Annotated in this window: 14 protein-coding genes; 6 read left to right on the top strand and 8 right to left on the bottom strand. The window is 43.4% G+C overall.

Annotated features, from left to right (window positions below):
• Positions 1-119: 119 nt before the first annotated feature.
• The 6 genes from AB8P51_RS12640 to AB8P51_RS12665 all read left to right on the top strand — a co-directional run bounded on the left by AB8P51_RS12640 (position 120) and on the right by AB8P51_RS12665 (position 4,993).
• Complete coding sequence (locus AB8P51_RS12640) at positions 120-629, top strand: GyrI-like domain-containing protein (RefSeq protein WP_369749209.1); 510 nt, start codon at positions 120-122, stop codon at positions 627-629.
• 186 nt (positions 630-815) lie between these two features.
• Entirely contained in the window at positions 816-1,106 is a 291-nt protein-coding gene (locus AB8P51_RS12645) for a hypothetical protein (RefSeq protein ID WP_369749210.1), read from the top strand.
• A 73-nt stretch (positions 1,107-1,179) separates the two neighbouring features.
• Positions 1,180-2,277, top strand: coding sequence for a hypothetical protein (locus AB8P51_RS12650; protein ID WP_369749211.1), 1,098 nt, complete (start codon positions 1,180-1,182; stop codon positions 2,275-2,277).
• A 106-nt stretch (positions 2,278-2,383) separates the two neighbouring features.
• A complete protein-coding gene (locus AB8P51_RS12655; protein ID WP_369749212.1) occupies positions 2,384-3,139 on the top strand; it encodes a sulfite exporter TauE/SafE family protein in 756 nt (251 codons plus the stop codon).
• Between the two features lie 4 nt (positions 3,140-3,143).
• Positions 3,144-3,779 (top strand): nitroreductase family protein, encoded by a 636-nt coding sequence (locus AB8P51_RS12660; protein ID WP_369749213.1) that lies wholly within the window; start codon positions 3,144-3,146, stop codon positions 3,777-3,779.
• 11 nt (positions 3,780-3,790) lie between these two features.
• A complete protein-coding gene (locus AB8P51_RS12665; protein ID WP_369749214.1) occupies positions 3,791-4,993 on the top strand; it encodes a DegT/DnrJ/EryC1/StrS family aminotransferase in 1,203 nt (400 codons plus the stop codon).
• On the opposite strand, the gene ribB is transcribed toward AB8P51_RS12665, so the two are convergent.
• From ribB to AB8P51_RS12705, 8 genes are all read right to left on the bottom strand, one after another.
• Positions 4,990-6,132 carry a 3,4-dihydroxy-2-butanone-4-phosphate synthase gene (gene ribB, locus AB8P51_RS12670; protein WP_369749215.1) on the bottom strand — a complete coding sequence of 381 codons (1,143 nt, stop codon included), beginning with the start codon at positions 6,130-6,132 and terminating at the stop codon, positions 4,990-4,992. The genes AB8P51_RS12665 and ribB overlap by 4 nt on opposite strands.
• On the bottom strand, positions 6,129-7,622 hold the full coding sequence (locus AB8P51_RS12675; protein WP_369749216.1) for an LptF/LptG family permease: 1,494 nt from the start codon (positions 7,620-7,622) through the stop codon (positions 6,129-6,131). Before AB8P51_RS12675 ends, ribB begins: the two co-directional genes overlap by 4 nt.
• Before the next feature lie 4 nt (positions 7,623-7,626).
• Positions 7,627-8,271 (bottom strand): outer membrane lipoprotein carrier protein LolA, encoded by a 645-nt coding sequence (locus AB8P51_RS12680; RefSeq protein ID WP_369749217.1) that lies wholly within the window; start codon positions 8,269-8,271, stop codon positions 7,627-7,629.
• A gap of 3 nt (positions 8,272-8,274) precedes the next feature.
• Positions 8,275-10,635 carry a DNA translocase FtsK 4TM domain-containing protein gene (locus AB8P51_RS12685; protein WP_369749218.1) on the bottom strand — a complete coding sequence of 787 codons (2,361 nt, stop codon included), beginning with the start codon at positions 10,633-10,635 and terminating at the stop codon, positions 8,275-8,277.
• Between the two features lie 63 nt (positions 10,636-10,698).
• Entirely contained in the window at positions 10,699-11,064 is a 366-nt protein-coding gene (locus AB8P51_RS12690) for a diacylglycerol kinase family protein (RefSeq protein ID WP_369749219.1), read from the bottom strand.
• The gene (tpx, locus tag AB8P51_RS12695; protein ID WP_369749220.1) at positions 11,057-11,563 is read right to left on the bottom strand and encodes a thiol peroxidase; all 507 of its coding nucleotides are present in this window, start codon (positions 11,561-11,563) and stop codon (positions 11,057-11,059) included. Before tpx ends, AB8P51_RS12690 begins: the two co-directional genes overlap by 8 nt.
• A 69-nt stretch (positions 11,564-11,632) precedes the next feature.
• Positions 11,633-13,120 (bottom strand): Na+/H+ antiporter NhaC, encoded by a 1,488-nt coding sequence (nhaC, locus tag AB8P51_RS12700; protein ID WP_369749221.1) that lies wholly within the window; start codon positions 13,118-13,120, stop codon positions 11,633-11,635.
• 74 nt (positions 13,121-13,194) lie between these two features.
• Positions 13,195-14,415, bottom strand: coding sequence for a PLP-dependent aspartate aminotransferase family protein (locus AB8P51_RS12705; protein WP_369749222.1), 1,221 nt, complete (start codon positions 14,413-14,415; stop codon positions 13,195-13,197).
• Positions 14,416-14,489: the final 74 nt, after the last annotated feature.

A 14,489-nucleotide genomic window follows, 5' to 3' on the forward strand; every position in this document is an offset into this window, starting at 1 on the left:
AAATACTGAATATTTCGAGGTCAAGTTATTACTTTTTTTGAGATGATTCTGAATTGTTGTCAAAAAGGGTTTTCTGAAATCTACTCAAGGAATAATCGAGTTTTGTGTTTCTTTGCGATATGACAAATTTTTTAAAAAAGTTTGAAAAACTTCATCCGCGAATAGAGAAATCTCCTTTGAGGAAATTAATCGGACTCAGGCAGGAGATGAGTGCGACGCATAACAAAACAGGCGAGTTGTGGCAGCAATTTATGCCCAGACGGCGAGAAATACAAAACAGGAGTACATCTGATGTGATCTCTGTAAACCTATATGTTGAAGCGTATTTTAAAGAATTTAATCCTGACAAGGAATTCGAGAAATGGGCAGCAGCTGAGGTAACATCAATTAAAGATATCCCCCCTGAAATGGACACCCTGGAGATACCCTCAGGCCTCTACGCTGTTTTTAATTACAAGGGCCTTTCTACCGATAATTCGATTTACCAGTACATCTTCGGTGTATGGCTTCCCGACTCAGACTATCTTCTGGATCACCGGCCGCATTTCGAGATACTGGGCGAAAAGTACAGGAACAATGACCCCAATTCTGAAGAAGAGATCTGGATTCCCATAAGAATGAAATCATAAATAAAATAATTGTACTATGAAATTCAATTTGAGGGAAGTCAAACCAGCGTTTAAAGAAGTATTGATCAGGACCATCTAAGATTTGCACAAAAAATCTTAACTTTATGGAATAGATCATTGACAATGAAGTAGATAGTAGTTTATGATCGGGAATAACTAATCATTACAATTGTAAAAACAACACCTATGATTTCACTTGACAAAAGACTAGGCCTTATCCTTCTGGGATCCGTTTCACTACTCCTGATCCCGCTTATCGCAATGCAATTTACGGCAGAAGTAAACTGGAATTTATTTGATTTTATTATTGGCGGTATCCTCTTGTTAAGTGTAGCTTTCCTGGGTGAATTGGCCTGGCGTAAATTAAAGAACAGTCCTTATCGGACATTGGTATTATTGGGGATATTCCTCGTTTTTGCACTTATCTGGGCCGAACTGGCGGTAGGTATCTTTGGTTCTCCCCTGGCGGGCAGTTAATTTAATTCACTTTATAGCCTATTGCGAATATTTTACTCTAAATTTAGTTTAGGGTTAAAATAATTTCGAGACCATGAAGGCACTAATTACCTTCTTTTTGTCGGGAATCTTTTGTGTGCATTTCTCCAGTGCTCAACTTTATCTTCAGGGCCAGGATCTAGAAGATGGTGAATTATACATTATTGGAACATTAACTTTTGAAGGAGAACCCTACACAGGCAATGCTATTGCATATCATGACAATGGTATAATAAAGACTTTTCGCGAGTTTAAGGATGGGAAATACCAGGGAATCTGGAAAGAGTGGTACAACAATGGAGAATTAAAACATATTCGCAACTACCGGCAGGATGAGCCCAGTGGATCCTGGACTACCTATACCCAAACAGGTGCAGTCCTTGATGAAGGAGACGATGACCATTTGTTTTATACCCCATTTTTTGGAGATGATAACCTCGATGATGGATTTGAGGAAACCTCTCCTTCATTTACTTCAGACGGAAAGACCATGGTACTGGCCCGGTATAAAGAATGGGAGCGTAAAATCCCATTCATCGCACATAAGGAGGATGGAAAATGGCGCAAAGAGCGGCTGAGGTTTGTCGATACCCTTTACAACCTTACTATAAATCCCAGTGGAGACCGTATCGTTTATAAAGTCTTTGATGAAGCAGGAGGGGAAAAAGTTTCCAGGGTATTTGTGGTCGATATGAAAGGGGATCAATGGGGAGAACCTAAGGAAGTTCTTAAGCTTTTTAATCTGAATGCAGGATATTTCCACATTAGCCCGGACAACACCTTGTTTTTCTTTGCCCGAAGTCCGAAAACCGGGATCTACATGTCCAGGCCTAAGGGAAAAAATCTTTATTCAAAACCCAGGTGGCTAGGGGAAGAGGTTAGCTTACCAGATAGTGATAGTTTTGATGTATTTATGCACCCTCAAAAGCATAAATTAATCGTTTCCCAGTATTATGATGAAGAAAAGTACCCGGATTTGGGTGAGGTCGGACTCTACTATTATGAGAAAACAGGAAAAACCTGGATAAGAAAAAAAAGATTACCACTTAGTTATGGTTGGGGTCCATGTATCACAGCTGATCGCAAATTTGTCTTTGTCAGAAAAGGGGGTATTCAATACATTTCCCTTGATGAACTGGGGATAAGTTGGTAGTATTTTTAACGAAATCTATTTATAAGATTAATTCGATTCCAACTCAATCAGAGAATTGCTGCGCAGACCCTTCGGGAATTAACAATTTAGCACGTATTTTTGCCCTATGGAGGAATGGTACCATTATGTTTTATTGGTGGGAGTGGGTTTTGTTGTTGGCTTTATCAACACCATTGCAGGTGGTGCCTCTCTGATCTCCCTTCCGGTACTTATCTTCTTAGGATTACCTCCATCAGTCGCTAATGGAACCAACAGGGTGGCTATTGCCTTCCAGACCGCTATAGGCGTGGCGGGTTTTAAGAGCAAGGGGGTATCAACATTTCCCTTCAATGTCTATCTGGGTATCGCCGCTTTGATCGGCTCTATTCTGGGAGCATCAATTGCCGTTGATATTAAAGGCGAGACCTTTAACCGTATTCTGGCCATCATAATGGTCATCGTAGTACTGATCATCGTTTTTAAGCCCAAGATCAACCTTGAAAATATGCAGGAACGACTTACAGGGAAACATCTCTGGCTGGGAATGCTTGCTTTCTTTTTTATCGGAATTTACGGGGGCTTTATCAATGCCGGAATCGGGTTTGTGATCCTATTATTTCTTCATTATTTTCACCGTATGAGCCTGGTAAGGGCAAATGCTACCAAAGTCGCTGTTGTATGTATTTATACGCTGGCTGCCCTTGCGGTATTTATCCTCAATGACAAAGTGATTTGGAAAGTGGGTTTGGTCCTTGCCATTGGAAATGGTATGGGCGCCTGGTTTTCTAGTAGGGTATCGGTAAGAAAAGGAGACGGATTTATAAAAACATTTTTGGTGATCATGGTGATTGCAATGGCGATAAAATTGTGGTTTTTTACATAAGAAAATGAGTGATAGTTTAGAACGATTGGAATGGCGGTATGCCGTAAAGAAATTTGACTCAGAGGCGATGCTGAGTGAAGAGCAAATAGACCGTCTGATCAGGGCCTTTAATTTAACAGCGACATCTTATGGTTTGCAGCCTATCCGACTCGTAGTGTTGAAGAACAAGGAAATCCAACAGGCTCTGGTTCCATCAACCTATGGCCAAAAGCAGGTTGCTCAGGCGTCGCACGTTTTAGTGATCTGTATCGAAACCAGAATAGATAAGGAATACATCACCCAGTATTTTGAAAGGGTCAAAACCATTCGGGGAACCAGTGAGCAGATCCTTACTCCCTTTAAAAATGAACTCCTGGAGAATTTTGAGGAAAAACACACAGAAGAGATCCGACAGTGGGCTACTAATCAGGCCTATCTGGCCTTAGGTAACCTGCTGACCGTCTGCGCAATGGAAAAGATCGATGCCTGCCCTATGGAAGGCTTTGTGCCCGCTGCGTACGATGAATTATTAGACCTGAAATCTCGTGACCTTTCCTCCGTCCTGGTATTGCCGGTGGGGATAAGGGCAAAAGATGATATCTTCTCCTCAATGAAAAAGGTACGCCGGGATCTTCGAGAATCTGTCATTCAAATAAAATAATTACGTTTACTATGCCGGGATTTGAAATGTTTGGTGCCCTGGAAAGGGCTGAAGTGCAGGAGGTCCTGGATACAGGGGTTCTTATGCGATACGGATTTGACGGAATGCGCAACAATATCTGGAAAGCCAGGGAACTCGAAGAGGCCCTCGCTGCCAGGATGCAGACCAGATTTGCACATACCGTCAGTAGCGGTACTGCTGCCCTGACAGTGGCCATGGCCAGTGCCGGAATCGGCGCGGGGCATGAAGTGATCATTCCTACTTTCACCTTTGTTGCCAGTTTTGAGGCAGTTCTTGCCCTGGGGGCAATCCCCATTCTGGCTGATATCGATGATACACTTTGCCTCAATCCCGAGGCAGTTGAAAAAGCGATCACAGACAAGACAAAAGCCGTTATGCCCGTGCATATGTGCGGCTCCATGGCCGATCTTAAACCCTTAAAAGCTCTTTGTGACAAACACCAACTTCTCCTTATAGAAGATGCCTGCCAGGCTATAGGAGGGAGTTACGAAGGTAAACCCCTGGGGAGTTATGGCGATATGGGTTGCTTTTCTTTTGATTATGTAAAGACCATCACATGTGGAGAAGGAGGGGGGATCATTACAAATAATAAAACCTATTATAAAAATGCTGATCACTATTCCGATCACGGCCACGATCATGTTGGCAAAGACAGGGGTGCCGAATCTCATCCCTTCCTCGGATATAATTACCGAATCTCTGAATTAAACGCGGCTGTTGGAGTCGCACAGATTAAGCGCCTGGATGACTTTTTAAATATTCAACAAAAGCACTACCGTATTCTGGAAGATTCAATAGCGCAACTGGAGGGCATTACGCTGAGGAAGGTCCCTGAAACAGGAGTTCAGAATTATTCTTTTCTCAACTTCTTTCTCCCTACGACAGAAATAGCGAGAAATGCACACAAAGCACTCCTGGCTGCAGGGGTAGATGCTTGTTTTTACTGGTTTGATAATAACTGGCATTATTACAGAGAATGGGAACACCTCACCCAACAAAAGAGTCTGGGTGCTTTGGATGAAGCAGTAACTCAGCGAATAGCTGAGTCGACTCAAAAAGGATTCCCCGATTCGGATCAATGGATGGGTAGGACGATCTCCTGCCTTGTTAAATTAAGCTGGAGCAGAGAAGAAGTAGACCGGCGGGCAGCCTTGATACAGAAAGTCCTTAAAAATGAATTAAAGGGGTCTTAGTAGGGAACATATTCCAGGATCTCCAGACCATAACCAACGATCCCGACACGCTTCGTCTTTCCGCTATTGGTAAGCACTCGCATTTTACTGATGTTCAGGTCGTGTAGAATTTGGGCCCCGATACCAAAATCTTTGGTGTCCATATCGATACCCGGTGCTTTCATTATGCCTTTTTCCTGATTCTCTTTCAGTCCTTTTAATCGATTCAGCAAATTCAGGGATTCACTGGTCTGATTGATAAAAACGATGGCCCCTGTCCCTTCATTGTTAATTGCCTGGAACATATCATCGAGTTTTTTTTCGGCATTGTTAGTGAGTGTTCCAAGAATGTCATTGTTAACCAGGGTAGAATTGATTCGGGTTAAGACAGCATCGTTTCGCTTCCAGAAACCTTTGGTTAAAGCTATGTGCACCTGTTCATTGGTAGTTTGCTGATAGGCATGCAGGGTAAACAGCCCAAAGCGGGTTTCCACATCAAAACATTCTTTCTTTACGATCAGGCTGTCGTACTGCATCCTGTACGCCACCAGATCTTCAATGGAGATCAATTTAAGGTCGAACTTTTTTGCTACTTCCGCCAAATGTGGCAAACGTGCCATAGTCCCGTCTTCATTGAGGATTTCCACAAGTATTCCGGCAGGTTGAAATCCGGCCAGTCGGGCCAGGTCTACTGCTGCTTCGGTATGACCCGTTCTCCTGAGTACACCACCATTCTTGGCCCGTAAGGGGAAAATATGACCGGGTCGCCCCAAATGGTGGGGCTTGGTTTCGGAATCAACCAGGGCTTTTATGGTCTTGGCTCTGTCGTGAACTGAAATCCCTGTTGTACAACCGTGACCTATCAGATCCACAGAAACTGTAAACTGAGTATGATGAAGTACTGTGTTGTTTTGAACCATCATGCTCAGATCGAGTTCTTCGCATCTCGACTCGGTTAATGGGGTACAGATAAGTCCGCGTCCATGCTTAGCCATAAAGTTGATCATTTCAGGGCTCACCTTTTCCGCTGCCGCGATAAAATCGCCTTCGTTCTCCCTGTTCTCATCATCAACTACAATCACCACTTTGCCATTGCGAATATCTTCGATGGCTTCTTCTATAGTATTCAGGCGTATTTCTTTCTCTTTACTCACCATCATGGTGTCTTCTTTTTAATCCTCTTTCGTATTCCCTCCGTAAGTACGTCCCACACATGACCAAAACTCATCAATCCGCGGTCAGCCGTGGCCCTTCGGGTAAGAAATATCCCCAAAGGTAACATTATTAAGGTAGATAGCCACGCCCCAAGTACAGGGTGTATATTCCCTTCCTTTGCATAATTCCCGGCAAATACCCCGATGAAGTAGTAGGCAAGGAATAAAACTATGGCAATAACCATTGGGAGTCCCAACCCTCCTTTTCGGATTATAGCGCCCAGAGGGGCTCCAACAAAAAACAGGATAATGCAGGACAATGCCAGAGCGTATTTTTTGTGCAGGGAAAGGATATGCATATTGTAGATCTTGTATTTGTTCTGAATATCCTGTTTCTTCCCTGATACGGAATTCAGAATATTGGAAACGGCATTTGATGCCGCACTTATGATCTGTCCCTGCTGCCATTCCTGATAGAGACCTAGTATGTCAGAAGTATTTTGAAGACTGTCATTTTTTATCTCTTCCAGAGGTCTTGTATCTGTTCTTGTAAACTGATTTTCCGGAATTTGCTCAACAGTATCTCTTTGGGAAATAGGGGTAAAAGCCCCCATCCTGGTTACGATGTTCTTGGAAAAAGCGCCAATGACCGTAAGGTTATTTTCCCGGATAGAATCAATATCCTTTTTTAGTCGGGAAATATTCTTCATCTTATCCGTTCTTACATTCCGTTCCTCCTCCAGATCCTGAGTATTCTCGGGGATTTCGATATTGATAATATAGGTCTCAAAATTTGCTTTGGCGAAGGGATGACGCTTGCGTTCATCCGACGCTTTTGGCACTAATTCTTCATAGTAGTAGCCGTCAGATAAGACCAGTTGAATTATATCCGATTCCTCACTACTGATCAGTTCCCCGGAATTCGCTTTGATTACCGTATTGTTCTTTTGTAGATTCGACTTTTTATGGATGATGACATTTTGCAGGTATTTGTCATTATTCCCGAATTTGTTGTCGACCTTTATATTCATCCCTTCGAAGTCGCTGAACACCCCTTCCTCGATAACTGCAGCCGGCTTCACCTTGGCTATGTTCCTCCTTAGATTATAGATTTTTTGTTCTGCGGCCGGGATCACCGTATTTGCAAAGTAAAAGGTAACTCCGCCCAGAAAGACAACCAGAATGATAATGCTGAGCATCGAACGCTGCAAAGATATCCCTGAGGCCTTCATGGCGGCGAACTCATAATTCTCCGCAAGTGCCCCGAAGGTAAGAATGGAAGAAAGCAACACGGTTAGTGGCAGTACTTTCTCTGTGAGATTGGGCATCAGGTAGAAAAGAAACTTCCCGATGATAATGATATCAAGGCCTTTCCCTGCAATATCATCAATAAAAAGCCAGATCGTCTGAAAGATGAAAATAAACATCAAAATCACAAACGAACTCAGAAAATTGTACAGGAACCTGCTTAGGATATACTGGTCTAATATGCGCAAGTTGCTAGTTTCTTATTATATAGTAACCATCATTTTCATATCTGGCTTCATCAAATGTAAATAAGGTTTTTGACAACGGCTGATTGGTTTTAAAAGAATTAACAGTAATCGTTGTTTTAGTGCCGTTTTTACCTGTTTCGATGAGTTTGTAGATATGTTTGGTCTGTGCATCGATTCCCAGCAGGATGGAGGCGATTTCCGAATTGGTATCAATTGGGGTGAGTTTTACATATTGTATCTTCCTGCCCTGAACATTCTGCAGAATATCCCAGGCATAATTGTGCCCTGATTTGTAAAAGGTGAGCATTTTAGATGGGGTGATGGTGTTTTCATCTTCCGTGCGATCTTCAATGGTCACTTCTTCATTTTCTGGAACGATGGTATACACTTTCTTTCCGTCATAAAGTTGCTGAGAACCCAGGTAATTAAATAAGTATTTATCACCCTGCAGGGTTACATCACCCCGGGTTTCCTGATTGATATTTGCCTCCTTGTTTTCAAGGGCATATTTAAATTCTACCTCAATATTATCATAACTCTGAACCTTGTTGTATACCTCATCGAGTAGGGCCTTGGCCTTAGCAGAATCCTGAGCAAACACAACGATACTCAGGAGGAGGGTAAGTAATAAGGGAACTATTTTTTTCATGACTTATTTGGTTTCTTCATTTAACATTTTTTCCAGGGCATAAATATCCGGCACTAAAACTGCCCTTGCCTTACTTCCTTCAAAAGGACCTACAATGCCGGCAGCTTCCAGTTGATCTATAATTCTTCCTGCCCTGTTGTATCCCAATTTCAGCTTTCGCTGGATCAGGGAAGCAGATCCTTGCTGAGCGGTAACAATGACTTCAGCTGCATCCCGGAACATGGCATCCCTGTCTGCGATATCCATAGCAATACCTGTGCCAGAATCTTCACCTGAGTACTCAGGTAACAGGTGTGCACTTGCGTATCCTCTTTGTGATCCGATATACTCTGTGATCTTTGCCACTTCGGGGGTGTCAACAAATGCACATTGTATCCTTGTAATATCATTTCCCTGGGTAAACAGCATATCACCCCGGCCAATCAACTGATCAGCGCCCTGGAAGTCGAGAATTGTCCTTGAATCAATTTTAGAAGTTACTCTGAATGCCAGCCTGGCAGGAAAATTTGCCTTGATGATTCCGGTGATCACATTAACAGAAGGTCGCTGTGTCGCGATAATCAGGTGTATTCCAATGGCCCTGGCCAACTGTGCGAGTCGCGCTATTGGTGTCTCCACTTCCTTCCCGGCTGTCATGATCAGATCAGCAAATTCATCGATCACCAGGACGATATAAGGCAGGAAGGTATGCCCGTCATTCGGATTTAGTTTCCTGGCCTTAAATTTCACGTTGTATTCTTTGATGTTCCGCACCATGGCCGATTTTAGTAGCTCATAGCGGTTATCCATCTCAATACAAAGAGAGTTAAGGGTGTGTATGACTTTGGTGTTGTCTGTGATAATCGCCTCTTCAGAATCGGGGAGTTTTGCGAGATAATGGCGTTCAATCTTGTTATATAGGGTTAATTCTACTTTTTTAGGGTCCACCAGGATAAACTTAACTTCAGCCGGGTGTTTTTTGTAGAGCAGGGAGGTGAGCACAGCATTCAGACCAACCGACTTACCCTGTCCCGTAGCGCCGGCCATCAATAAGTGAGGCATTTTGGCCAGGTCAACTACAAAAGTTTCATTGCTAATGGTCTTTCCAAAAGCGATGGGCAACTGCATTTCTGCTTTTTGGAATTTGCTCGACGCGATCACCGAACGCATTGATACTGTGGTGGCTTTTTTGTTGGGAACTTCGATCCCGATTGTACCTTTTCCCGGGATCGGGGCGATGATACGAATTCCAAGAGCAGCCAAGGACAGGGCGATATCATCTTCCAGGTTCTTGATTCTGGAGATCCTTACACCGGCTTCCGGTACAATTTCATATAAAGTGACAGTAGGACCAATAGTAGCTTTGATCTGGGCAATTCCAATTTTGTAGTTTTTAAGAGTGTCGACAATCTTATTTTTGTTTTCCTCCAGCTCTTCCTGGTTGATGGTAATTCCTCCCGTAAATCCATGCTGGTCGAGCAGGTCAAGATGCGGAAACTTATAATTACTCAGTTCCAGGGTGGGGTCGAATTCACCAAAGTCCTCTACCAGTTTGTCTGAAAGCAGGTCGCTTTCCTCTTTCTCTTCAGCAACCGTACTCACTTCCATGGCAATTTCCTCTTCCTTCTTTTCCTCTTTGGAAGTTGAACTGGTCCCGTTTTCTACAGGAGCATCTTCCAGATGTGGAATATCTTTTTTGTGTGTATAGGTGTCGAGGATCACCTCGGCTTCCTTTTCTTCCGGCATCAGGGTGGGGGAGGATTCTGTTTTTTTTCTTTTAAAATCGGAAGCAAGGGAGGCCGATTTTGATTTAAAGAAGGATGCGATTCCTTCCGGGGTAATTTTAAAAAGCCGAACCAGTATGACGGTAAGCATAAAAAGAAGAATAAGAAACACCCCGATCTTTCCGGTGTAATCTTGTAGAAAATCATTCATTTCATAGCCTACTAGTCCGCCTAGTAAAGGTTGTTTTTCTGCAAAGAATCCCAGGGCAACAGAAGTCCATATCAAAAGGAGAAGTCCCCAGACCCATTTGTTCCAAAGAGCTTTTCCAGGGATACTGAGAAAAAGGTAAAGACCTGTAAGGCATAACAAAAAGGGAAGGATAAAAGAAGCGAGGCCAAAGCCACGGTACATTATATAATAACTTACACTGGCTCCAAATTTATTCAACAGATTTTTGGCCTGTTCATTTCTATTTGCGAATTCAGTAAGCAGACTTTGATCTTCCTGCCAGGTGAAATAAAAAGAAATAAAAGAAAAAAACAGGGCAATACTCAGTAATATCAAAAGGCTTCCGAGAATAATCTTATTCTGCCTGGAAAACCTGAAAGATGTTCTTTTTTTGGAAGCCGTAGGTCTGGACTTTTTTTTCTTGGTCGCCATTAATGCATAAAGTTCATGGTGTAAAAATACAAATTTAGCAAGGAAGCAGAAGTGGTCAGGCCTTTAAAATATTCTGGGGATATAGATGATAAGGCCAACTATAGTGGCTGCGATAGCAGCCAGCATAACAGCCCCGGCCGAGATGTCCTTAATAAAACCGATTTTGGGGTCAAGATTGGGCTGTATGTAGTCTGAGAGTTTTTCTATAGCAGTATTTACCCCTTCAACCCCCATAACCAGCCCTATGGCCAGAGTTTGAAGTATCCATTCAGTAGTCGAAATCTGGTAGTAAAACCCGGCTGCGGTAATTAAAACTGCAATAACAAACTGTATCTGAATACTGCTTTCTGTCCTCAAGAGCAGGAAGGCTCCCTTAACCGCATAAATAAAACCCTTAACCCTGTTCATTACAAAAGATTCTTTATTCATTCTCAAGGGCCTCGAGGGCTGCTTTATAATTTGGTTCATTACCAATGGAAGAAACGAGTTCGGTATAGACTACTTCCCCATCAGAATTGATTACTACCACTGCCCTCGCCAGAAGTCCTTCGAAAGGGCCATCAACAAAGGTTACCCCATAAGATTCTCCAAATTCGTTGCTTTTGTAATCACTTAGCATCAGTACTTGATCAATGCCTTCGGCTCCACAGAATCGACTAAGGGCAAAGGGCAGGTCTTTGGAGATGCAGAGAACCACAGAATCTTTAATCTCTGCCGCCTCTCTATTGAAGGTCCTAACAGACTGGGCACATGTACTGGTGTCTACCGATGGGAATATGTTGAGGACAACATTCTTCCCTCTGAATTGTTCCAGACTAACCGAAGTAAGATCACGCTTTGTAAGTATAAAATCAGGTGCCGGAATTCCGGGGGCTGGAAGTTTCCCTATTGTATTTGCAGATGTACCGGTAAATTTCACTAAAGCCATTAAAATCAGATCATTGTTTGGGTCCGAAAATTAGGAAATAAATGAGGAACTCTGCAAGCTAGAATGAGCTTATTTTTCAGGGGCCTGTACCAGTTGTTTGATCTTAATCTGTAGGGCCGCAAACGTAAGGGTCATCATTGGGCTTAACCAGTTAAAGATGGCATAGACAAAATATTCTGCCACGCTTACTCCCAGGACACCGCTGTGGTAAGCACCACAAGTATTCCAGGGAATCAGGACAGAGGTGACGGTACCCGAATCCTCCAGCGTCCTGCTCAGGTTCTCAGGTGCGAGGCCACGGTCTTCATACGCTTTGGCAAACATCTTCCCTGGAACAACGATGGCCAGGTATTGATCTGAAGCTGTGACGTTCAGGGCTATACAGCTTCCAACTGTACTGGCAAAGAGTCCAAAGGTGGTTTTCGCAAGACCCAAAAGGGCGGTAGTGATTCTCGACAGGGCTCCTATTCCGTCCATGATCCCCCCGAACACCATTGCACAGACGATCAGCCATATGGTGCCCAGCATCCCCGCCATCCCTTTGGCAGAAAACAGGTCGTTCAGGGCAGGGTTATCAGTTGCTATGGAAGTATTGATAGTAATTGCATTGAGAATGCCTTTATAACCAGTTTCAAAGGTGAGCTCCTTGGCTCCGGTAAGACCTGCTACGATTTCAGGCTGAAAGAATAGGGCAAAGGCACCCCCCAAAAGAGTACCTATCAGCAGCGCCATCAGCGGGGGCGCTTTTTTCACGATCAGCAGGATAACTACCAGCGGTACGATAAATAACCAGCCGTTGATATTAAAGGTGGCTTTTATTGAGGTAAGTATACTTTCCGTATCGGCAACACCTGTTGTTTCCAGATTTAAACCAATAATTATAAATACGATGAGTGTTACTGTTATGGTAGGTACGGTGGTATACGTCATATATCTGATATGCCCGAATAATTCTCCTCCTGCCATTGCGGGGGCCAGATTCGTTGTATCTGAAAGGGGAGACATTTTATCCCCGAAATAAGCTCCCGAAAGTACGGCTCCGGCTGTCATCCCAAGGGATATACCCAGGGCGTCACCAATTCCTATTAACGCAATTCCAACGGTTGCTGCGGTTGTCCAGCTGCTACCGGTAGCGATGGAAATGATGGCACAAATAATAACACAGGCTGCAAGAAAAATTGTAGGATTCAGGATCTGAAGTCCGTAATAGATCATGGCCGGAATTATTCCGCTTACCAGCCAGGTACCGGCAAGGGCTCCTACCATTAGGAGGATGAGGAGAGCGCCTGTGGTCGATTTCACATTTTCGGCTACTTCGGCCAGCATTTGTTTGTAGGACACTTTGTTAAAAAACCCTACGATGGCTGCAACTGCCCCTCCCATAAGTAAAATAAACTGGTTTGATCCGCTGATAGCGTTGTCACCAAAAACGTAAACATTGTATGCCAGCATGCCCACAAGGGCAAAAACAGGGATAAGCGCCTCCCAGATATTTAACTCCGTATTATCAACGATATGTTCGTTCTCCCTGTGCGCATTCGATTTTTTGGCCGTCATTTACCGTAGTTTAGTTTGCCGGTAATATTACAATTTTAGCAACGGTTGTGCAAACAAGACAGAAAGTGAGGGTGTCAGACCGTGACAGTATCCGAGTCGAGGATACCCAACTCAACCATAGAGGATTTCATCAGGGTATAGGTACGGTGAATATCATTATCCAGGCCAATAGAAAATCGGATTAACCCATCAGAGAGACCCATTTCAATTTGTTCTTCCTCCGGTATTTCGGAAGAAGTAGACGTGCCAGGAGCACTAAAGAGGGTTTTATAGAATCCAAGACTTACAGCCAGATATCCGAGATTTTTCTTTTGCATGAGTTCCATGAGCTGGTTGGCTTTCTCTAAGCTTCCCACGTCAATGGTAAGAATGCCTCCAAAGCCGTATTCATTGGTCATTTGTTTTTTCATCAATGTGTGTCCGGAATGAGATGAAAGGCCGGGATAAACTACTCGCAGTCCATCTTTTTCAAAATGCTGTGCAAGATAGAGTGCATTTTCACTGTGTTTTTTCATTCGGATGTGCAGCGTTCTCATGTTTTTCAGGATGGAAGCTGCCCTTAGACTGTCGAGTGTACTGCCCAGTAGCATTCCTGCTCCGTTATTTACATCTTTTAAGGCAAGACAGAACTCCTTGGTGCCACAAACCACTCCCGCAACACAATCGCTGGTTCCGTTGATAAATTTGGTAAGACTATGAATAACCACATCAGCTCCAAGCTTCCCGGGAGCAATAGATAGAGGAGAAAATGTATTGTCAACAACTAATGGGATATTGTGCTTTTTAGCCAGATCTGCCAGTGCTTTGATATCGGCAACTTCAAGTAGCGGATTGCTCACAGATTCACAATAGATCATCTTTGTTTTGGGCGTAATAGCCTCTTCTACTGCCTTAAGTGAGGTGATATCAACAAAGGAGGTGTTGATTCTGAACTTTTTCAGGAAATTCTTCATAAAGGCATAGGTGCCTCCGTAGATAGTTCTACTGCTAACAATGTGCTCATCCGCATCACAGAGTTGTAAGATTACGGCTGTAATGGCACCCATTCCACTGGCAGTAACATTGGCGGTTTCCGTACCCTCTAATGCCGCAAGGGCTTCACCTAAATACAGGTTGGAAGGGGAGGAGTGCCTGCTGTACAAATAGCATCCTTCTGTATTGCCCTCAAAGGTATCGAACATGGTCTTGGCAGAAAGGAAGGTATAGGTAGACGAGTCGGAAATTGATGGGTTGACGCCACCGAATTCCCCGAAGTTATGTAATTCCTGAATTTTGTCTGAAGCATCGTGAGCCATAAGAATATATCTTTTAGACAATAAAATTAGCTATTTAAAGAAATAAATACAATATAAAGATTAAAATATAGATT

The sequence above is a fragment of the Muriicola sp. SD30 genome, assembly GCF_041205185.1.
Taxonomy (GTDB): Bacteria; Bacteroidota; Bacteroidia; order Flavobacteriales; family Flavobacteriaceae; genus Muriicola.